The following is a 19,666-nucleotide window of genomic DNA, read 5'->3' as shown; positions in this document are numbered from 1 at the left end:
TTCAATTCATGCAAAAGAGGTCAAAGTAAAGCGCAGAGAGTTCGGATCTTGCAGTCGCAAATTCGATCAGACCATCACAATCACCCGAAGCGACAGGCGACGGAGCCAAACTCTCAACACCCCTGTATCAAATCGCTTGCAAGTATGACAGCTGATGTTGGTTTTTCACAAACTTTCCATCCCCATCCAAGCCGAATCGACACCAAATCCCGCGCCACAACTCCTTGAAAAAAACCTAAGGTCTCTTGTCGAACACGGAAACTCTAGTCCACAATCGTGGTCAGACACATCGTTCTCAATAATTCAAACCGCCCAAACCGCTTTTTTCTGGAGACACTCATGTCAGCTTCGCGCTTTGTCTGCATTCCTGTTTTGCTTTTTAGCTTATCCAGCCCGTTTTGTATTGCGGACGCTATGGCGCACTCAGTGGCGAACTCAAGCGCCGCATCCATGCCTGCCCAAGCGAACGCCAACAAAGCCGACAGTAGTCATCACGGCGTGCGCTTGCCCGCCAGTTTTTTTGCTGGCAATCGTGCTCGTCTGCTGGCGGAATTGAAGAAAATGGGACCAGGCACCATTGCCATCATCAAGTCCATGCCGGAACAACATCGCAATGGCGATAGCTTTCACATGTACCGCCAAGACTCCGATTTTTATTACATGACCGGGATTGAGGAAGCTGAGTCAGTGGCGATCCTCGAAGCCGATAGCGACAAACCTTACACCTTGTTAGTACGTGCTCGCGATGCTCGACGGGAGCGTTACGACGGAGCCCGCCTCGGCGTTGAAGGCGCAATCAAGAACGGCGCCGATAAAGCGGACTCTTTCCCCGCCGCTGAGCAAACTTTGAAAAGCAAAATTCAAAACGCCCAACGCATCGTTTTGGTTTCCAATTTCGATGAAGACTTTCGTCGTAAAGCGCTCGATCTGATTTACCCATTCGGCAGCGACAACAACCATAGCAACTTTAAGAAAACGCTGATTGATGGTCGCCACATGATTGCTGAAATGCGCGTGATCAAACAAGACGTGGAAATCGATATGCTGCAACGTGCGGTCGATGCGACCGCCGCTGGACACTTAGCCGCCATGCGCGCCAGCAAACACGCCAGTAACGAGGGCGAAGTGGCCGCCGCCTTTCAAGGCACGGTGCGCGGCCTCGGTGCTCGCTTCACTGGCTACGACACCATCGCCGGCGCGGGTGGCAATAGCTGCACACTGCACTACGTCACCAATGACGCCGCCATCGAAAAAAATGGCGTGATGTTACTCGATGCGGGTGCTGAGGTCGGCTATTACACGGCAGACGTCACGCGTACTTGGCCAGTCACTGGTAAATTCTCTAAAGAGCAAAAAGCGATTTATGAATTGGTCTTGAAAGCGCAAAACGCGGCCATCGCATTAGTCAAAGAAGGCCACTTGCATCACGAAGGTTTCGATGCCGCCATGCGCATCATGAGTGATGGCTTGGTTGATCTTGGTATTTTGAAAGGCGACAAAGACACGCTGTACAAGAGCGGCGCCTACAACCGCTTCACCATGCATGGCATCAGCCACTGGTTAGGTCTCGATGTCCATGATGCGGGTGACTATTTCATGGAAGCGGGTAAGCGCGGCGGCCAACGCCCACTGCAAGCGGGTATGGTGTTGACGGTAGAACCCGGCATTTACATTCCTAAAGATGCCAACGATATTGATGAAAAATGGCGCGGCATTGGTGTGCGCATCGAAGATGTCTTGTTAGTGACGAAGGACGGCAATCGCAATATGAGTGGGAAATTGCCGCGCACCGTGGAGGCGATTGAAGCTGCCATGGCGAAGTAAGTTAATCAAAACTAGCGCTGCATCAAAGCATATATGCGCTGATGCAGCGCATCTTCCAGATCCAACTTCTGCTGTAATTTCGCTCTCAGATAATGTTCGGTGTAAAGCGCCAAATAGGCATCGAGCGTCTCTGCCGCCTGCCTTTCTTGCGCTAATTCCATACACAAAGCTGCCACCTCAGCGGTGCAGAAATGATCATCACGACGCGAGCGACGCAATTGATAATTCGAGATTTGCTCCGGCTGTAAGCTCAACACTGGAAATGGCAGTAAATAGGGGCTCTTCTTAAAAATCTTGCGCGCTTCAGACCAGGTCGCATCGAGCAAAATAAATAAAGGGCGCTTGGCGATGCGCACCGAGTCGACCTCGACCATCTCGGTTTCTTGCAAGCGATCGACCACCCGTACTGGGTCGACAAATTCACCGGGAAAGACCACGTAAGGCTGCCATTGCGGGTCCGCTAACAAGCTCAGCAAAGCAGGGTCAACTTCGGTCCTTGCCCAAGCAAACGCGAAAGTATCGGGAATCACATCAGCGATCAACCAGCCCGTGTTACTTGGTTTGAGCGGTTCGGTATCGGACATCAACAAACATATCGCTGCACGGGTCGGCACAATCGGCCGCAAGGCGCAAATGCAGTAGGTCGGTAACAGACGACAGCCAGCACAGCGTTCACCATGCGGTCCGCCTCGTGCCATGAAAGGACGGGTGCTGCGTTGCAGGCGGAGGCTGCGTAAGCGGGAGACGGCGTGGGCGTGGGGTGGAGGCGTGGTCGGCATAAAAAAGAAACTGATGCTTGCATACTGACGAACGACATCTTAACTCAGATTTCGCCACAGACTACCGCAATGAGGTGCCTCCCAGGGAACGCTTCATGAAGAACCCCTAACAGTTTAATCTACGAACGACGCAACGGCCTCAACCAGATCAGCAATCACTTCTATGACGTCAAGTCCGTCTCCCTTAGCCACACTCGTCTCAAACTCCGGCTTCGTAGCGGCAACACCAGATAAATCTTCCACTTTCGAAAATTTCACCTGTTGTAGAACTCTCTGAAGTTCATCGGAATCAAGCCACACCGCATAGCACTGGGGGCATACATCAATTTCAACTCCCCGGAAAAACAGCGTGTGCATAGACACCGCATGACAGGGACTAAGTAAACTCAAGCCGTCGCGCCGCGACACACGAAAGGACTGCTTTTCATGCAAATGAATTTGGATTGCAGCATTAGCCCGCAATTCAGCGATCGCGTCGGCCGTCAGGAAATGTCCATTGCATTGCGTACACAAATGCAACGACTTTCCTTCTACCGTTCGCAAACTCAATGGCGTTTGATCAATCGGACACTGCATGTTTTATCCTTCTTTGAAACTGCAAAATGTGTTTAACGACAGTAATCGATGCTCCATCACCACGTGAACACATCATGTTTAGAGCTTACTGATTCACTTAGTCAAACCAGCCGCAAAGCGCTCCAACAAAGCCATCCCCTCTGGCCACATTCCCAAATTGGCCGCCTCGCCGATATGATCGCGCGCACCGAGCACGACCAATTCAGACCCCCACGCCTCGGCAAAAGCGCGGCTGCGTTCTTCGCTGGCGTAAAAGTCGTTGGTGCTCGCCACCAACATCGAAGGGAAAGGTAAACGATTCATCGGCATCGGTTTAAAGCCGCTGGTTCCTTCCGGAAAACCCGGAGCATCAACATCGCTCGGTGCCACCAAGAACGCGCCGGCGACGGGGCCGCTGTGTTGCAAGGCCCAGCGCGCGGTTAAGACGCAAGCGAGGGAGTGCGCTACCAAAATCGTCGGCATCGTACTTTCATCTAGAGCTTGCTGCAAATTCGCGATCCAATCTTCGGCTTTTGGTGTGATCCACTCTTGATGCTCTACCCGTCGCCAACTTGGATGCGCTTGACCCCAATGCGTTTGCCAGTGGGTTTGCCAATGTCGGGAACCCGAGTTACCAAGACCAGGCAAAATCACGATTCGAAATGGGTTGAAGGATTGATTCATACTTTGTCACTCACGAAGATTCGTCAACTAAGTTTTGATGGCTGAAAACTGCATCAGCAGTTCTCCCCACATCACCAACACCGCTACAAAATTCAACATAAACACCAAGCCGCGCAAACGCACATTCGTAGTGCCGATTTGGATCGCACTATGCAATACGCGACCGACTATAAACATCCACGCGGCAACCACAGCATAGTGCGCAAACACGTCGGTGCGCGTTAGAAAAATCACAGCCGCGAGGTGGAAGAACATCGGCCATTCAAATTGATTACTCAAATTGGCGCTAATGCGCTTCTCGTATGTGGCCCATGGATTATTACCATCGGCGTCACGTCCTACGCCCCATACCGCAGGCAAGCGTGCCAAGGTCAGAGCAGCATACAAAAGCACACAGAACACCAAGTGCGCCGTCATGGGGAAAATCAACTGATGATTAAGGGCTGGGTTCATGTTTCAACGACCGTGTTGTTGGGTGGTCCTACGATTGTTCATCTGTGCTTACTTGGGGCGCTTTTCCACCCACTGCGCTACGGCCCAAGAGGCCAGGCCAGAGACAACAGCCGCGATCAGTAGATGGAGTTGATTCGCGCCTATGCTGATGAACATCAAGGCAATCCCCACCGCTGCCACGCCCCAAGCATAGAGGTAACGACGCATCACTCGTTCCTTTAGATCCGGCATGCGGGACAGTCTTTGCTCAGCGATCAAGGCAAAGATAAACATTAAGGCGGCATAGCTAGCGATGTCGTTAACAAGCTTGAGCATAATGTGTCGATGATTGGTACAAAAATTCTATTGTACAAGCCTACAAGCTCTCAAGCACACTTTCGCTGCAAGCTTCTTCTCCTAGGAATTATTTGCCATGCAGATCACCTAAGCAAACTTGTTTAGTTGAAGCAACACTAAACATGCGAACAGTGGAAGCTCTATGTCACACTCCGCCATTCTTAGCCTTAAAATACGTTAGACTAGGGCGCATTCCTGCTGTGGTGGTTTAATCCATTGAAACATCACACTACCCGATTCGAATTCGCTCGCGCTTCACTCGGTTCTCACTATGTCTAATCCAATCCCTACATGCGCTGCTACGATTTTGGTAGCCGACATCGGCGGCACTCATGCACGTTTTGCTTTGGCAAACATTGCCTCTGAAAATATCCACATCCATAGCGTAGAAAAACTCCTTTGCCACGACTTTCCTACTTTCCCTGAGGTGATCGCGCATTATCAAACGCTGCATCCTGAAGCCGTTGCTGCTGCAAAAACTGCGATGGTGATGGCGGTCGCTGCACCGATTATTGATGGTGATGTGGCGGCACAAGCGAATATGCCATGGCCAGTGCGTCGCGCCGAAATTGCCCAGCACTTTACACAGGCTCAGAGTAAACACAGTAATCAAGTTCATTTACTCAATGATTTCGTCGCTTTGGCCCATGCCATCCCGACCTTAAACGAATCCGATTTGCAGAACCTGTGCATGCCTGCCTCCGGGCCACGGCCGCTAGGCAAGGAAGCCGTTTTGGTGATGGGGCCCGGCACTGGCCTTGGCGCTGCCTTGTGGTGCCCCGGTCTTCACGAACAAGCATCGACGGTGATTGCCAGTGAAGCAGGACATGCGACATGGGCACCCGTAACGGATCGCGAGTTTGCTGTCGCCGCGCTCTTGCGCCAAGAATTTGCGCACCTTGATGTCGAACGCGTTTTATCTGGACCAGGCTTGATGAATCTGTATCGCGCCATTTGTACATTGGAACAAACGATGCCTTCACTGAGCTCTCCGGCCGATGTCACCAACCGCGCAATGCAAGATCACGCCAATCAACGAAACTCATGCGCGGTCGCTGCACTCGACATGTTCTGCGGCATCCTCGGTAGTGTCATGGCCGACCTTTGCATCAATTTTGGTTGCCAACGTGCTTTACTGGCGGGCGGCATTCCTTCACAAATCGTTGACTATTTGCGTCAAAGTCGTTTGCAAGAACGCGTGCTGGCCAAAGGCGTGATGCGTTCTGTGATGGAGCAGGTACAAGTTGATGTGCTGGATCATGGTCAATTAGCTTTGCTCGGTGCCGCACAATATTATCGCGAACAATTTCTTCGCACACTTTAAGGACCTTTCATGATTTCTCGACGCGATTGGCTCAAGACGACTTCGCTTACTGGCGCAGGATTACTCCTTCCCGCCAGCTTTGCAGTGCATGCCAAAACCAATCAACAAGCCCGCGTGGTCTCGACCTGGGATTTTGGAGTCGGCGCCAACCAAGCGGCATGGCAAGTCTTGCGCAATGGCGGCTCGGCCTTAGACGCCGTCGAGCAAGGTGCGCGTTGGGCTGAGAGCGATTTATGCAATGCCACGGTGGGTCGCTGTGGTAATCCTGATCGCGATGGTCATTTGAGCTTGGACGCCAGCATCATGGATGGCGATGGTCGCTGTGGCTCGGTCGCCGCACTGGAAGACATTTTGCATCCGATTTCGGTGGCGCGGCGGGTCATGGAGAAAACACCGCACGTCATGTTGGTCGGAGCCGGTGCACAGCAATTCGCGGTTGAACAAGGATTTCAAAAACGTCGTTTATTGACACCCACGGCCAAGAAAGCCTGGCAGGAGTGGAAAAAAGAAAGCAAGTATCAACCGCAAATGAATGTGGAGCGTTTATCGAAAGCGATTCCGGGCGATAAGAGCAACCACGACACCTTAGGCATGTTGGCGATCGATAGCCAAGGCCGCTTAGCGGGCGCTTGCACTACCAGCGGCATGGCCTGGAAATTACGCGGTCGCGTCGGCGACAGCCCCATCATTGGCGCGGGCTTATATGTCGATAACCAAGTCGGTGCAGCGACCGCTTCTGGCGTCGGCGAAGAAATGATACGCAATGCTGCCAGCTTCTTGGCGGTAGAGATGATGCGACAAGGGAAGTCACCGAGCGAAGCCTGCTTAGCCGCCTTAGAGCGCATCGTGCAAAAACGCGAAGAAGCTAGTAAGAATCTGCAAGTATGCCTATTGGCCATCAACAAACACGGCGAAACCGGCGCTTATGCTTTGCACCATGGTTTTGTGTATGCCGTGTGTGATCACGATAAAGATGAACGCCTGCTAGATTCGGCTTCGGTTTATGCCAAAGGATAACGAGATCATGCTGTTTGAAGATCTTCCACTTCATGACGCGAGTCTGTTAGAAGTTCGTGTCGACTGGAATATCTGTCAATGCGCGTTTCGTGTATTACCGGCAAGCCAGATTTCTCACGATCTTATTTTCGACAAATTCAAGCACATCGAACTTCCAAGACATGAAAGTTGGGGACCTTCCATATCGATTTTGGAGACTCGCATAGCGGCGCCGCAGATTTTTGAAATCGTGCTGCAATCGGGCGATGTTTTGCGTATCGAGGCAATGAATTGGAGCTTCGTGCAAACCCCAAATTCATAGTTAAGTGAAGGCTTTACCACCATGAACCCACGCCGCACCATCATCGAAATCGCCGCGAATTCAGTGCGCTCCGCGATCGCCGCGCAGGAAGGTGGTGCGGATCGTGTCGAGCTTTGTGAATTTTTAGAGGGGGGCGGCGTAACGCCTTCGTTCGGGACGATTTCCTTATGCCGCGACAAACTCAACATCCCACTTCACGTGTTGATACGGCCTCGCATTGGCGACTTTGTGTATAGCGAGGAAGAGCGTGAGATCATGCTGCGCGATATCAGCATTTGTCGGCAACTCGCTTGTGATGGTGTGGTGATTGGAGCTTTAGACCGCTACGGCAATATCGATCGTGATTTTTGTCTGGCAATGCGCGAAGTCGCGGGTGATATGCATCTGGTCTTTCATCGCGCTTTCGATTGCATTACGAAGCACGATGAGAATTGGCCTATATTAACGGAGCTGGGGATTCAAACCTTGCTGAGCTCAGGCGCAGCCGACAGTGCGCCGCAAGGCAAAGAAAATTTACGGAAATGGGTACAGGACTACCCGCACATCCATATCATGGCGGGCGCTGGACTTACGCCGAGCAATGTCGCGGAGCTGATTAAAGACACCCAGGTCGCCGCTGTACATGCCTCGTGCAGACGCTTGCTACAATCCAATCGGGCAAGCGACTCCACGGCATCCATAATGCCCATGCAGTCATCGCCCCTGCGCACGATAGCGGGTCTTGCTCCAGAATATTGGCAAAGCGATCTAGAATTGGTGCGTGCTTTTGTAGCAGCGGTGCGCGCTAGCGATGCTAGTACAGCTTAATACCGTCGACTTAGAATACAGTCGCGTAGCGGCTTGTGCAGAGGTCTTATCTCTTTGTCACGCTTGGTCAACATGAGCCAAAAAAAAGGCGCATCAAACTCGATGCGCCCCTTGTTCACTTCTTAAGCAGAACATGCTCTGCCCTGATCTGCCTTATATGCTCTTACATGCCTGTATTCGCGTTTATTTAGCGAACTTCGCGTAGTACGCGGCCACCGCTGGATGTTCTGCCACACGCTTCATGTGCGCATTCAATGCTGGCGCGACTTGTTCGACCAAATCCGTTGGCACATGGTCCAAACGACCCGAATTCAAACCACGAATATCAACGAAGACTTTCAGATCTGCCACGGTCAAGCGATTGTCCGCGAAGTACTCACCACCATGGGCTTTCAATTGTTGCTCTAACCAGCGCAAATAAACAGGAATTGAACCATTGACCAAAGCCAAGCGTGCCGCTTTCTGTTCTTCGCCTGTCATACGATAAGTGGGGCCCATGCGCATGCTCGCTTCTTCCACCACGAACATCACTTCATCGCACAACAAAGCTTGGAAAGCGTCATTCGGATACAAACCCGCCAACTTACCGGCATAGCGCAATTGCGCATCGCATTGTGTGACTTGCACACCATCGACCGTCAAAGTCGGCACTTGTCCGAACGGCGTGGTCTTGCGTACTTCCGCAAATTCAGGATAAGCAAAACGATGGTCTTCAAAATCAATACCACCCACAGCCAAGGCCAAACGAATTGGCTCGGCACGACCACCGTGTACGTCAAAATAGGTTACTTTTAATTGCGGCATATTGTCCTCAGAAAAAATCTTGATCACGGTAACGCATTCTTAATGCGACGTTACCACCTTCACTATGTTCGAGACACTTGGTTCGAATTAAGACAGGCGCTGATCATAGCACGCATGGATTTTTTCTTCAGAGGCGCTCTCTTTTATTTGCATTTGAAGCAACAACAGCAAGCATTTGCCGAGTGCACTATGGCGCTCGGCAAGCGAATCAAACCATGGAGGTCGTCCGTTGTTCTTACAAATACTGCTCGTTACCAATAATCCCTAAACTCGTCACGCCCCGACTTTGTGCCGCGGCCAAGACCGCTGCGACATTTTTATACGAAGTCAAGCGATGCGGATAGAGTTGCACTTCGGGTTGCTTGGCTAAACTCTTGATACCATCGAGTTTGGCCTCGAGTTGGGTGCGCTCTAACACCTGCCCATTCCACATCACCGTACCGTCGAAGTCGACATCAATTCTGACCACTTCAGGTTTCGGACAATCGCCTTTGCAACCGTCGCCGGGCATGGCTAAATTCACGGCATTCTGCGCGATGGGCAGGGTAGTGATAAACATGATGATCAACACCAACATGACATCAATCATCGGCGTCATATTCATTTCCATCATCGGTTCAGCGGAGCTATTGCTAGCTTGGGCTTGTGGTGACAATGTTTGCGTATCCATGGTGAGCTCCTTTGCACATCAATAAAAATATCTCGAACAAAATAGGGACAGCAAGCAAACCAAAATTGATGCTAGCACTGCCCGAAAAAACAAAGAACAAATGCAATCAAAGAGCGAGAGAACTCGAGCGAAGGCAGCGCCCACGCTGTCATCAAGGTCGTGGAACAAGCTACAACAAACAAAAAGAGTCTATTTAAAAATCAGCTTCAGAGGGATGGCGAAGCTTTGGTGTTGGGCACGATCTTCGATAAAGAGTGCTTGATTTCACTATCGACTAGGGTGCCGAAAAAGGCAAGGCGCAAAATGAAGTTTGGGATCAGTTGGATCGTCCTTGGGATAGAACAATTCGGCGCTGATAAAAACGCCACGCAAACCACAACAACAGGGTGCCGAACAGGGCAATTAGTTTGATCACTAAAGGCAAGTCTCTTTGCAAGACGGCATGTGAATGATTCAAGGGATCCACCCAGACCTGCACTTTACTGCCTTTCTGCAGTGCCGTTTCCCACGCCCTGGCCTCGTCGCTTGCCTCCGACTCCAAAGAGCGTAAACGTGTCAATCCGGGATGCACTTGATTGCCGAGATATTTCTGACCATCGACCTGATATTCGTAATTAACGATCGGTAGAAATTGATAATGTCTCACTTGCGAAGTCGGTTTGAGAGTACGTACATCGAGATCCACGATATAGCCATCAGTAGGCATCCAAGTCTGCACATATGCCGCATTCAGGCTAGGTAACAAGCCCGTCATCCAAACAATGGCAAATAAACCCGAAAACATCATGGCTATCACTAGCTTGTGGCTTCTTCTTAGAAAATAGATACTCATCATGATCACAGGGACCAAACCAAGCACCATGAAAATCCAGCCCATGTGCACTTCGCTCCGCGCTTCTCTCACATTCGATCCACTTTTGAAATCCGAGGCAAATTGATATTGGTGTAGATCGCTCGGTATATCGACTGTGCCAAACTCATTCGCCTGCGAAAATTCCACCGTGAGATAGAAACGAGGATTGGTTTGATGCCAACTCGGATGGCGCATGAAGATCGCCTGGCCTTCCAAATGAATAGCCTGACCGGCACTCAGGGATTGTCGCACTGGCCAACGTTCTGATCGCATCAACTGAGTACGGCGCCCTGTCTGCGCATCCACCTCCTGGCCCGAGATCAATACCGAGCTCACAAAAATCGGCTCGCTATCACTACCATTCAATTGCAAATCTAGCGCATCGAACGTGATCATCAAGCCTTGCTCGCTTTGAACAAAGTGGGCCTTTCCCTGCGCTAGAACTAGCCATGCTGAGTTGGGTTCGCTGGCGATCGAGAATGACTTTTCTGACGCGAGATTTGCCTGTGTAGTTTGCGCAGACTGCTGCGCCTGTACCGCCGCAGAACACCCAAAAATGCACAAGAACATGAGCACGCTAATAAGGCCCAAACCTCTCTGCCAGAAAACGCGCATGATCTATTCCTTGTCCTCACTAGGCCCACCAAACAAAGCATCCAAAGCCGCACGATTCGCGGCGGCATTCGGTGTCGCTCGACCACGCTTTCCATGAAATTCTTCTTCGATATTGTCGCGGTAAAAACTCCACATCGCGCTCGAAGACGCACCAGAAAAGCGGCGCCAGGTTTCGTTGCCAACGCCAGAATAATCGATCGCGGTACCATCATCGAATTCGACACGTAAGATACGCTCTTTGACGTCGTAACCGATCGCGCGTAGTTTGCCGGCGTTGATTTTTTTCATTTCCATGCTGACCTCTTTCTTCAATTGAGCTTTGCACCATCGATGCAATCTCTAGTTGGGTGCTCCATCAACATAGCCCTTACGCAGCTTCTCAGCAACTAATTTTTCCATCTCTTTGCGGGTACGTTCTGGCGTATCAAATTGCTTCGTTAATTGCTGGCCCTTGGTGCCGATACGGCCATAGCTGATTTGTAGCTCGCAGCCTTTCAAACAGGCTTGCCAAAACTTATTGGAACTTCCTTGTTCGAAGCGCAGGTAACGTTGCTCACTTGACTGAACATCCGCATCACTACCGCTGCTAGCGAGATCTTGTGGCGCCGCTGCAGGGGCTTCGCTTTGCTCTTGAGAAGGCGGCAGCGACTTGATAGTGACCAAAGGACCAAGCTCTACAAACAGGGCAGGATCTTCTTGTTTGGTCAACACACATTCGATGCGATGTAAGACGTTCTGACGATCATGCAGCCAATCCTTGCTTGGCAAATCGAGTACTTGCCAGCCAAACTGGCGCAGGATTTGTGGTTGGAAGACATAGCGTTCAACGACGTTGTGAACTTGGCGGTGCGGGCTGTCCAACAAGATCCCCAGCACATATCCACCCGCCTCATGATCCTTGACGGCGATATCACAACGGAATTGCGAACTACCGACATGGAGATCGACCGCATAACCACGCTCACGTAATGCCGCACCAATCTCATCGCGAATCAAATCCAAGGGCACTTCGTGCGCAAAACTACGACGCGCGCCTTGGGTAAGCGAGCCCAGAATGCTTTGCGCTTGACGTGTCTGGCCGAGCGAACTCGCTTTGGCAAATTGTAAGAAATTTCGTAAAGCCAAAGCACCATCATTATGAACATTGGTAATCGCCTCGGCTTCGATCGTGCTGACAACGGCCATCCGATAACGAGCGCGGCTAAAAATCACATTCAATCGTTTCTCGCCACCGCGTTGATTGATAGGACCGAAATTCATCAACATCTTGCCATCTCGACCGGGCGCGTAACAAATGCTAAGGATGATAATATCGCGTTCGTCGCCTTGTACGTTCTCGAGGTTCTTCACGAACAAGCCGTTAAATTGATCATCGTCGGTACGCACATATTCGTTTTCTAAACGGATCGCAAAGTCAGCATCGTCTTCAGCCAAACTCGTCAATGCCGCTTCAATCGCAGACTGTTGGGCCTCGGAGAACGCTACGATGCCAATACTCTTACCGGTTTCATTCTCAAGAAGTTCGCGCACCAATAAAGCGATATAACGCGCCTCAGGTTCATTCCTTCGTTCGACATACACGCCATCTTGTAACTTATGAAAACTGATGGGGCGCGACAACAAGTAATCAACACCCGTTTGCGCTTGCTCGATTTGCGCTGTACACACAAAGGTTTGTTCGGTTTCGCTACGCAGCATGCGTTCAGGCACGGTCACTAAACGGCCATCATAAAACGCCGCATTCGAAAACCCAATCAAGGCCTCATGCCGACTGCGGTAATGCCAAGCTAACATGGTTGCGCTCAGATTGCGCGCGGCTTGATTGAGCAAGCTTTCAGAGTCCAAAGAAATGGCGTACTGCTCACCATCTTCTTCGACGATCAGTTCATCTTCTTCGTCGGCGGTCGTACCGAAAAACTTGGTTGGTGGGAGTTGCATTTCGTCACCGACCACAATGATTTGTTGCGCGCGGCTCAGTGCAGGGACCGCTTCTTCCGTTGGAATTTGACTAGCCTCATCAAAAATGACGACATCGAATAAGTCATGTTCCAGCGGCAATGTATCAGAGACCGATAAAGGACTCATCAGCCAAACCGGCTTCAAGTCGCGAATCACCAATCCAGTTTCTTGGTCCGCCAAATCTCGTATGGAGCGATAGCGCATCGATTTCGCAAACTCATGTTCCAACTCGCGACGGCCAGTCGAATAGATCTTTTTCAAAGCCTTCCCGGCTTGGTCGAGTTGTGTTGCCGACAAACTCGAGGTGCGAACGTGATCTAAAAATTTGGCGTGCGAATGCGCCAAGATCATTTCAGCATTGCATCGTAAGAACTCATTTTGTCGCTTTGAAAGTTGCTCAACCGCCTGCGCTAAACAAGCACCATTAAACTTGGCAAGCGCAGGGTTGGCGCGTTGCAAACGTGCCCAAGCTTGACTCAGCACTAGGGATGTTAAGCCCGATGGAGCTTGATTAATTTCACAAATCAGTACTGCTGATGCTGGATCAATTTGATGCACTGACCTGAGGATAGGCAACAGCTCTGGCAATTCTTCCAATGATTCTCGCAAGTCTCGATGCAATTCACCGATACTCGATAAACGCATCACATCAACATGCTGCTCCGAGGTTTGACATGCTTGTTGCAAGGTTTCTAGCAGCGGCAATAAGCGAGCTCCTTGACTCGCCATCACATCAGGCTGACCCTGTTTCCTAAGTCGCTTAAGTAGCTCTAGAAACGCTGCGTCGTTGATACATGCAGCTTCAGCAGATTGCACCGCTCGCAAAAACCCATCGATATCGGCGACACCGAAATGCTCGGCCTCCGCTTGTTGTAGCTTCTGGAGATGCTCACGTTGCTGATGTTCGGCCTGCAATTTCTCCAGCACACTCACATAGCTCGGCGGCATCGCGTGCTGAGAAAAATCATATCGTTGCTGCAAAACTTGACGCAACTTCCACCAAGCTGGTTGCAGCCACCGCAACAGCGATGTTTCAACGCGTCGCGCCAATCCTAAAGCGGACTCGGTATCCATCGGAGACAAGCGGTCGCGCCAATGTTGATTATCAGACTCGAGCTGCTGCAAACGCACTTGTTCTTGTGAAAACCGTTTCCACTTTTCTTGAAAGGCACGATGCGATGCCGATCCAATTTCTAATACATCAAGATGATTTGCTAATTTTGTGGCAAACAGATGATCGCAGTGTCGTGCAATTTGTATGAGATGCGAGAGGCCAGCATCTTCATCGAAGATCGCCGTTAAAGCCGCTATGGTCGGCTCGATCTGGTCTAACAACTGCTCGACCTTCTCACACATAGTCTCTAAACGCGCATAGGCATTTTCATCGGCAACAGCATTCGCACACAATTGAGAGAAAGGATGCGCCGCCAGACTATCGAGACCAAAGTGTTCGCGCATGGCACGATGAATGCGCTCAATCAGTTCAGCGTGAGCATCCCAGGCCGCCAAACTTGGCAGCGCTTCGCGTTGTGCCAGCGTGATCTCTGCTGGCTGAGGGAGAGAGACCATACGGCGCAAAAGTGCTCTCGCCGACATCCCTAAATCAGCATCGACTTGCCCCATGACTTCTTCGAAATCCGCCAGTAAGTCATGATAAGCCTGTAGCTCATTCACCAAAATTTGGCGTTGAGTACGCAACTCAGGGTGTCGATCTTCCTCGTTCATCCAAGTCTCATAACACGATTTGAGATCTGCGATGAAGGCCTTTTTATCCCCTTGAGAATCATGAATTAAGCTACACAGTCGGTCGAGGCCACTTTGCTTGAGCCGATAAAAAACCACGTCTAATGCAGCCCGCTTCTCACACACGAACAGCACACGTTTGCCGCGCCCAAGGTAATCGGCAATCAGGTTCGTGATGGTTTGCGATTTGCCTGTACCAGGCGGCCCTTGAACAATAAAGCTGCGTGCATCGCGCGCGAGACTAATCGCCGCATTTTGAGTGGCATCTGAGGAGGCGACATTCCACTGCTGATCGAAAGCCAAGGCTTCGACCTCTTCCTGATCATACTCACGAGGCTGAATCGAAAAGACGCGATCAAAGGCTGGGTTATTCGCTGGTGTTTCCAATAACTGCGCGTAGTCGCGCACCAAAGACATTTTGCGATAGTTGAAATTCGCCAAGCTGACTTGGGTCAGATCAAAGTCCCACGCATAGCGATGTCCTTCCTGCTCATCGAGTGTGTAGCCCATACGCTCTTCTGCCAAGGCTGGCACCATATGTGAGGTAGTTGGTACCGGTGGAGCGCCTGCATCGAAGCGCTGCGGCAAGGGTTTGGCACGAACCCACTGTTCGAACAAGGCGCGACCGAGTGGTCGATAGTCTTCCTTCGCATAGCTAAACGCTGGCAAGGCAGCGCCAGCCTCCGTTTTTTGCAAGCGCCGTGGACGTGTACGTCTAAATTGCGCCAAACGTTGCTGGGCTTTCTGGTGCACGAGGCGTATCGATGGCTTCTGGATTAAGCGTAGAGCAATACTCTTTTCGGTCAACTGAATCTGGCGCTCAATATCAGCGTGGATCTCTTCAATACTGATCTTGTCGAGATCAATTCTTTCCGGAAGTTGAATACCATACAGTTGGTTCAGTTGATGTCTGAGCACAGGATTGAATTCCGCTTCAGTGCTTGAACATTGCAATTGATAGTGGTCGCGCACTCCTTTGCGCTTGCTCAATTCTGCGGGCAACCAAAGAAGAGGTGAAGTGATTCGCTCGTCTGGGTTTTCCTTCAAATTATGCCAACGTAAAAACGCCATCACTAAACGCAAATTACTGAAACCGTATTCGTTTTGATCGCGCTTCACGTCTGCAATCAAATGATCTAATGATGCAGGCAGATACACTTGATCTTCAAAACGCAGATAGTTCTGCAGAGATAAACTTTTGCCCGACAAGACTTCACTGGAAAACTTGTGATTCCACGTGCACAGGTCCTCAATCTTTATGCGCTCGACTTGCAAGACCAAAGGCACGCTAGCAATCGTTAAATTGACCGTGGCGGTAGTCGGCTTGTAGTACAACAGGCGATTACGCTTACTTAAATCAAACAGACGGTCGCGTAAATGCGTCAGTACGGCACCGCGCCGATTCTGAGCGCCTTGCAGACCAGCCAAGGCACTTTGTACCGTGCCTTCATTATTCTGCTCTCGCCAATGACGCAAACGCTTAGACAGTGCACGCAAGTCGGTGGCACGTTCGTGACGATTGAGCTCTGTCATCTCCACGATCAGCTGTGCGATGACCGGATGAAGCGAAGAGTTCAATAAGAAAAGATTAGCGCGGCTAGTCGCAAAACGACGCACATCATCGAGATCAGAAAAATCAAGGCCGCAACTCACGCTTGCAAGGACCAAACCGAGCATAAAAATATCGGTCGATTCGTCATGGTGACCGAGGCATTGCTCCCAACTAAGAGGACCAGGCAAGTAGACCGGACGTGTGATGGGTGCGTGCACATCGTCTTGCACCTCAAGACTTTCCTCACTCACGCCAAAATCAGTCGTGCTTCGCCGCACTTCACCGATAATATTTAAGTGGGAATGCATGCGCGGTTGAATGCGATGAATACGCTCCAAACTCATGCTAGGTTCCAGGCCCGCACTAGCTTTCAGGGCCAATCCGCCATGCGCAGCAACGACAATGCCACCCGCATCAAGTTGTCCCACCTTGCCAGCTTCATGTAAAGCCGCAAGCTGTTCGAACAGAGGCACAGCCAACAGCACGACATCGTCATTCAACAAGGGAGCGCCAGCCTGTGCTTCCAGCAATTCCTGCAAAGTAGCAGAAGGTTTCAGGCCTGCACGCGCTGTATTCTCAAGTCCGACCGTCACATTGGAGCTCATGCGCGGACTCCTGATTTAGTAGACGCATTCACTTCTGCTTGTGCTTTTTTACTCAATTTATCAATCTCTCGTTTATTCAACCCCACATCGCGCCGTAGATTCACGATCAAGTCATCCAGACTCTCTAAACGGATCGCATGCTGAAGAGCATGATGCAGCATAGCGTCTTGTTGATCAGGATCGGCCAAACATAAATCCATCATCAAGGCGTTTAACAAGCGTTTCACTCCGCCATCAATCTTGCAGTCCAATACCGCCTGACAATCCATCATCGGTTCATTCGCACGCCAATCGGGAAAGAGATGACGCAGTTGAGCTGTCACCGCATCGCTAACAAAAGCGGTGCCATGCAAAAATGCACTCAAGTAGCGGCGCACCATCACCTGCAACTCCTGCTGCTGCAGGAAATCAAGCGCCTCCAGCTCAATCCGACCTTGCAGTTGCTCGCGAATCCACTGATCAGCACCATCATGACCTTCCCACCATTGCATCAAAGCTCGGGCCCGCAAGTAAGCTTCTGGATGGGTATAGGCCTCACTTTTTTCTTGGGCGGCCTGCGCGATCTCCTCGGCTTGTTGCAGATAGGCCTTAGCATCGACGTGATTAATGCCGGTATGCGCTTTCACGAGAGCGGCAACCGCTGGCTCGACCGCACCAACAGCCATCGCACTACCACGATCGGCAAATAGTTCGGTATGGAGTAAATAGCGCCGGTAGGATTCCCGTACTTGGGGTTGTTGGTAATCGCTCTCTAAGGCTCCGCGCAAAATACGCTCGACCACGTGAAACTTACCACCCTCACAGGTCCACAATACATAATGCGCTAGCTCATGACCGAAGATGGCAGTCAACTCCTCTTCCGACATTTGCTCTAACAAGCGACCATGCAAAATAATGTGTACTTCACCGGGCACGAAGACTAAGCTGGCATTGCTTTCCAAGGCGCTCGATTGGTAAAGATTGGCGGGCACATGGATCCCTAAATGCTGCATGGCACGCTGTAGGCATGCGTGAATGCTGGGATGAGAATCACTAGGAATTCGATACGAATCTCGCAGTAGCTCAATTCTCAGAGCATCACGTTGCGCCTGAGCTTCTTCACTTTGGGTGTGTTGTGGCTGATCTTTGGCTGCTTCCCATCGCCAAACCTCAGGTTCTTGTCGCATCAAGAAATCAGCAAGTTCAAGATGGTAGGCCAGTGGCGTCAATTGACGCGCGGAAAGAGCTTCGGTATGCATGCGGCGACGTTTTCGGAGAGATTTTAAATTGCCAATATCAATGGCATATTATCCAACAAAATCTCCCATTTCAGCATCGATTCCACAGCTGAATTTCAAGCTAAATTTCATGCTGAAATTCAAGCGTACTCACCATGTCTACTTTGCTATTTGCGTCGATACGAGCGGTTGCTGCGCGGTTTGGAGCGCCGATGAGATCGCTTGGCTGGCGCTGATGCGCTGCATGCTGGCAAGTAGCCGTGAATGTTGACGCTGATCCAGCAAGCCAGGCCAAGTCCGCGCCAGTTCTTGTAAGAGTTGCCCAGTGAGTTGATCTAATTTGGGACGCGTCACTTGTTCGAGGCTAACGACGTTTTCAAACTTAGTGATGCCTTGCCGCTGCCATTGCTCAAAGTAGGCGCTTTGTAATTGTTTGGCGGCTTCAATTTGAGCGCGGAAGAAGGCTTCAGCCCACGCTGGTGAGATGCCCAATGCCGCGGCTTGCTGGCCTAAGTTTGCCACCACTTGTTGTTCGCGTTGCAGATCTTCAATCGGCAAACCCTGATTCCATTTATGTTTGGCGACGTCTTCCATCAAATTCAAACGTTGCACCATCAAATCTCGTAGTGGATCAAAAGAAATCGCATCGGCATGCGTGCGCGGCCATGGATGATGTAGCCACTTGTCGACGTGGGCATTGAAATTCAACACCTTCGTTTCTGGCTCTGGTGCGCTGGCTTCCTCGCGCAACCACTGATCGACGTAGGCTTTCCATTCCCTGTCTTGCGGCAGCAAATACGCTTTGAAGGAGACGGTAAAAGTTTGTTCGGGATGCACCGCGCATAAACTCGGTTTAAGTTCATGCTGCAGACGCGCTTCAATAGCATCGGTCAACATCACGTCGGCCTTACCGATAGCGATTTGATCGAAGATCGTATTGTTATCCGGGTAGACCTGCACCTGCGCTGACTTGATATTCTGCGTGACGAAACTATGATTAGTGCCACCGGGATTGACGATCACCCTCGTGCTCGCTTGATCAATCTGCGCCAAGCTTTGATAGCGAGCCACTTCATCACAACGCGTGATCGGCGTTTTGCCATCGCGTAAATAGGGCAAAGAAAAGTAGGCCTGCTTTGCCCGTTCTTCTGAGATCGAAATGCCACCCATCGCGATATCAAATTTGTCAGCAGCGAGATCTGGCATCAAACCTGACCATGTGGTCGGCACGAGTTCCAATTTCACTTGTAAACGCCGAGCCAAACGCTGCGCCATTTCTATATCGGCACCGACGAAAGGACTATTTGCCGAGGCGCGATAGCTGAACGGTTTGTAATCGCCGGTGGTACCAACGCGTAAGATGCCTCGCTTTACGATTTCGGCTTTTTTTGTCACAGGTAACACAGCTGGCTCCTGTGTCGGATCCTGTTGGAACCAACAACTAGCGCAGAAGACGAACGATAAACTCAGACTGAGCATTGTTTGATGGGGTGTAGAGTTGTGATGAGGAATTTTCAGAGGCCATTGTAAAGAGACTTCATCAAAATTCACACTAGAATTCATACCAA

The 19,666-nt window shown here is 50.8% G+C and carries 17 protein-coding genes and 1 pseudogene; 5 read left to right on the top strand and 13 right to left on the bottom strand.

The genetic code is table 11. From position 1 onward, the window contains the following. The first annotated feature begins 339 nt into the window (after positions 1–339). Positions 340–1,824 (top strand): aminopeptidase P N-terminal domain-containing protein, encoded by a 1,485-nt coding sequence (locus tag RF679_RS00590; RefSeq protein WP_309482283.1) that lies wholly within the window; start codon positions 340–342, stop codon positions 1,822–1,824. An 11-nt stretch (positions 1,825–1,835) separates the two neighbouring features. Here the strand turns inward: RF679_RS00590 and RF679_RS00585 are convergent, their stop codons facing one another. The 5 genes from RF679_RS00585 to RF679_RS00565 all read right to left on the bottom strand — a co-directional run bounded on the left by RF679_RS00585 (position 1,836) and on the right by RF679_RS00565 (position 4,610). Next, positions 1,836–2,603 carry a tRNA-uridine aminocarboxypropyltransferase gene (locus tag RF679_RS00585; RefSeq protein ID WP_309482282.1) on the bottom strand — a complete coding sequence of 256 codons (768 nt, stop codon included), beginning with the start codon at positions 2,601–2,603 and terminating at the stop codon, positions 1,836–1,838. Between the two features lie 114 nt (positions 2,604–2,717). Continuing rightward, positions 2,718–3,179, bottom strand: a complete 462-nt coding sequence (locus RF679_RS00580; RefSeq protein WP_309482281.1) for a TFIIB-type zinc ribbon-containing protein — start codon at positions 3,177–3,179, stop codon at positions 2,718–2,720. 93 nt (positions 3,180–3,272) lie between these two features. Beyond that, positions 3,273–3,842 carry an RBBP9/YdeN family alpha/beta hydrolase gene (locus tag RF679_RS00575; protein ID WP_309482280.1) on the bottom strand — a complete coding sequence of 190 codons (570 nt, stop codon included), beginning with the start codon at positions 3,840–3,842 and terminating at the stop codon, positions 3,273–3,275. 27 nt (positions 3,843–3,869) lie between these two features. Beyond that, positions 3,870–4,295, bottom strand: coding sequence for an MAPEG family protein (locus RF679_RS00570; protein WP_309482279.1), 426 nt, complete (start codon positions 4,293–4,295; stop codon positions 3,870–3,872). A 48-nt stretch (positions 4,296–4,343) separates the two neighbouring features. Beyond that, positions 4,344–4,610 (bottom strand): hypothetical protein, encoded by a 267-nt coding sequence (locus RF679_RS00565; protein WP_309482278.1) that lies wholly within the window; start codon positions 4,608–4,610, stop codon positions 4,344–4,346. Positions 4,611–4,902: 292 nt separating this feature from the next. Between RF679_RS00565 and RF679_RS00560 the strand changes: the two genes are divergently transcribed. Genes RF679_RS00560 through RF679_RS00545 form a run of 4 tightly spaced genes read left to right on the top strand, consistent with a single transcriptional unit; the run spans position 4,903 to position 8,080 of the window. Further along, positions 4,903–5,955, top strand: a complete 1,053-nt coding sequence (locus RF679_RS00560) for a glucokinase (protein WP_309482277.1) — start codon at positions 4,903–4,905, stop codon at positions 5,953–5,955. Positions 5,956–5,964: 9 nt separating this feature from the next. After that, the gene (locus RF679_RS00555; RefSeq protein ID WP_309482276.1) at positions 5,965–6,972 is read left to right on the top strand and encodes a N(4)-(beta-N-acetylglucosaminyl)-L-asparaginase; all 1,008 of its coding nucleotides are present in this window, start codon (positions 5,965–5,967) and stop codon (positions 6,970–6,972) included. A 7-nt stretch (positions 6,973–6,979) separates the two neighbouring features. Continuing rightward, positions 6,980–7,273 (top strand): hypothetical protein, encoded by a 294-nt coding sequence (locus RF679_RS00550; RefSeq protein WP_309482275.1) that lies wholly within the window; start codon positions 6,980–6,982, stop codon positions 7,271–7,273. Between the two features lie 21 nt (positions 7,274–7,294). Then, positions 7,295–8,080, top strand: a complete 786-nt coding sequence (locus RF679_RS00545) for a copper homeostasis protein CutC (RefSeq protein ID WP_309482274.1) — start codon at positions 7,295–7,297, stop codon at positions 8,078–8,080. Between the two features lie 183 nt (positions 8,081–8,263). On the opposite strand, the gene RF679_RS00540 is transcribed toward RF679_RS00545, so the two are convergent. From RF679_RS00540 to RF679_RS18875, 8 genes and pseudogenes are all read right to left on the bottom strand, one after another. Then, positions 8,264–8,911: a glutathione S-transferase gene (locus RF679_RS00540; protein WP_309482273.1), complete on the bottom strand. Its 648-nt coding sequence runs from the start codon at positions 8,909–8,911 to the stop codon at positions 8,264–8,266. Positions 8,912–9,119: 208 nt separating this feature from the next. Continuing rightward, positions 9,120–9,554, bottom strand: a complete 435-nt coding sequence (locus RF679_RS00535; protein ID WP_309482272.1) for an ExbD/TolR family protein — start codon at positions 9,552–9,554, stop codon at positions 9,120–9,122. A 316-nt stretch (positions 9,555–9,870) separates the two neighbouring features. After that, positions 9,871–11,022 carry a DUF3592 domain-containing protein gene (locus RF679_RS00530; protein ID WP_309482271.1) on the bottom strand — a complete coding sequence of 384 codons (1,152 nt, stop codon included), beginning with the start codon at positions 11,020–11,022 and terminating at the stop codon, positions 9,871–9,873. 3 nt (positions 11,023–11,025) lie between these two features. Further along, positions 11,026–11,316, bottom strand: coding sequence for a KTSC domain-containing protein (locus RF679_RS00525; protein WP_309482270.1), 291 nt, complete (start codon positions 11,314–11,316; stop codon positions 11,026–11,028). A gap of 45 nt (positions 11,317–11,361) precedes the next feature. Further along, the gene (locus RF679_RS00520) at positions 11,362–16,881 is read right to left on the bottom strand and encodes an AAA domain-containing protein (protein ID WP_309482269.1); all 5,520 of its coding nucleotides are present in this window, start codon (positions 16,879–16,881) and stop codon (positions 11,362–11,364) included. Further along, positions 16,878–18,119 carry a M48 family metalloprotease gene (locus tag RF679_RS00515; RefSeq protein ID WP_309482268.1) on the bottom strand — a complete coding sequence of 414 codons (1,242 nt, stop codon included), beginning with the start codon at positions 18,117–18,119 and terminating at the stop codon, positions 16,878–16,880. The genes RF679_RS00520 and RF679_RS00515 overlap by 4 nt, the downstream gene beginning before the upstream one ends. A 138-nt stretch (positions 18,120–18,257) precedes the next feature. Beyond that, a complete protein-coding gene (gene aroQ / locus RF679_RS18880; RefSeq protein WP_373921792.1) occupies positions 18,258–18,692 on the bottom strand; it encodes a gamma subclass chorismate mutase AroQ in 435 nt (144 codons plus the stop codon). Between the two features lie 81 nt (positions 18,693–18,773). Beyond that, positions 18,774–19,577, bottom strand: a pseudogene (locus RF679_RS18875) (transporter substrate-binding domain-containing protein); the annotation flags it as partial. Between the last annotated feature and the right edge of the window lie 89 nt (positions 19,578–19,666).

Source organism: Undibacterium cyanobacteriorum (assembly GCF_031326225.1).
In the GTDB taxonomy this organism is placed as follows: Bacteria; Pseudomonadota; Gammaproteobacteria; order Burkholderiales; family Burkholderiaceae_D; genus Undibacterium; species Undibacterium cyanobacteriorum.
The sequence above is the reverse complement of the archived record's forward strand: the minus strand, read 5'-3'. Positions and strand labels throughout refer to the sequence as shown.

Excerpts from the sequence above, each read along its gene's own strand:
- RF679_RS00590 (WP_309482283.1), top strand. The coding sequence starts at position 340 with ATGTCAGCTTCGCGCTTTGTCTGCATTCCTGTTTTGCTTTTTAGCTTA.
- RF679_RS00585 (WP_309482282.1), bottom strand. The coding sequence starts at position 2,603 with ATGCCGACCACGCCTCCACCCCACGCCCACGCCGTCTCCCGCTTACGC.
- RF679_RS00580 (WP_309482281.1), bottom strand. The coding sequence starts at position 3,179 with ATGCAGTGTCCGATTGATCAAACGCCATTGAGTTTGCGAACGGTAGAA.
- RF679_RS00575 (WP_309482280.1), bottom strand. The coding sequence starts at position 3,842 with ATGAATCAATCCTTCAACCCATTTCGAATCGTGATTTTGCCTGGTCTT.
- RF679_RS00570 (WP_309482279.1), bottom strand. The coding sequence starts at position 4,295 with ATGAACCCAGCCCTTAATCATCAGTTGATTTTCCCCATGACGGCGCAC.
- RF679_RS00565 (WP_309482278.1), bottom strand. The coding sequence starts at position 4,610 with ATGCTCAAGCTTGTTAACGACATCGCTAGCTATGCCGCCTTAATGTTT.
- RF679_RS00560 (WP_309482277.1), top strand. The coding sequence starts at position 4,903 with ATGTCTAATCCAATCCCTACATGCGCTGCTACGATTTTGGTAGCCGAC.
- RF679_RS00555 (WP_309482276.1), top strand. The coding sequence starts at position 5,965 with ATGATTTCTCGACGCGATTGGCTCAAGACGACTTCGCTTACTGGCGCA.
- RF679_RS00550 (WP_309482275.1), top strand. The coding sequence starts at position 6,980 with ATGCTGTTTGAAGATCTTCCACTTCATGACGCGAGTCTGTTAGAAGTT.
- RF679_RS00545 (WP_309482274.1), top strand. The coding sequence starts at position 7,295 with ATGAACCCACGCCGCACCATCATCGAAATCGCCGCGAATTCAGTGCGC.
- RF679_RS00535 (WP_309482272.1), bottom strand. The coding sequence starts at position 9,554 with ATGGATACGCAAACATTGTCACCACAAGCCCAAGCTAGCAATAGCTCC.
- RF679_RS00530 (WP_309482271.1), bottom strand. The coding sequence starts at position 11,022 with ATGCGCGTTTTCTGGCAGAGAGGTTTGGGCCTTATTAGCGTGCTCATG.
- RF679_RS00525 (WP_309482270.1), bottom strand. The coding sequence starts at position 11,316 with ATGGAAATGAAAAAAATCAACGCCGGCAAACTACGCGCGATCGGTTAC.
- RF679_RS00520 (WP_309482269.1), bottom strand. The coding sequence starts at position 16,881 with ATGAGCTCCAATGTGACGGTCGGACTTGAGAATACAGCGCGTGCAGGC.
- RF679_RS00515 (WP_309482268.1), bottom strand. The coding sequence starts at position 18,119 with ATGCATACCGAAGCTCTTTCCGCGCGTCAATTGACGCCACTGGCCTAC.
- aroQ (WP_373921792.1), bottom strand. The coding sequence starts at position 18,692 with ATGGAAGACGTCGCCAAACATAAATGGAATCAGGGTTTGCCGATTGAA.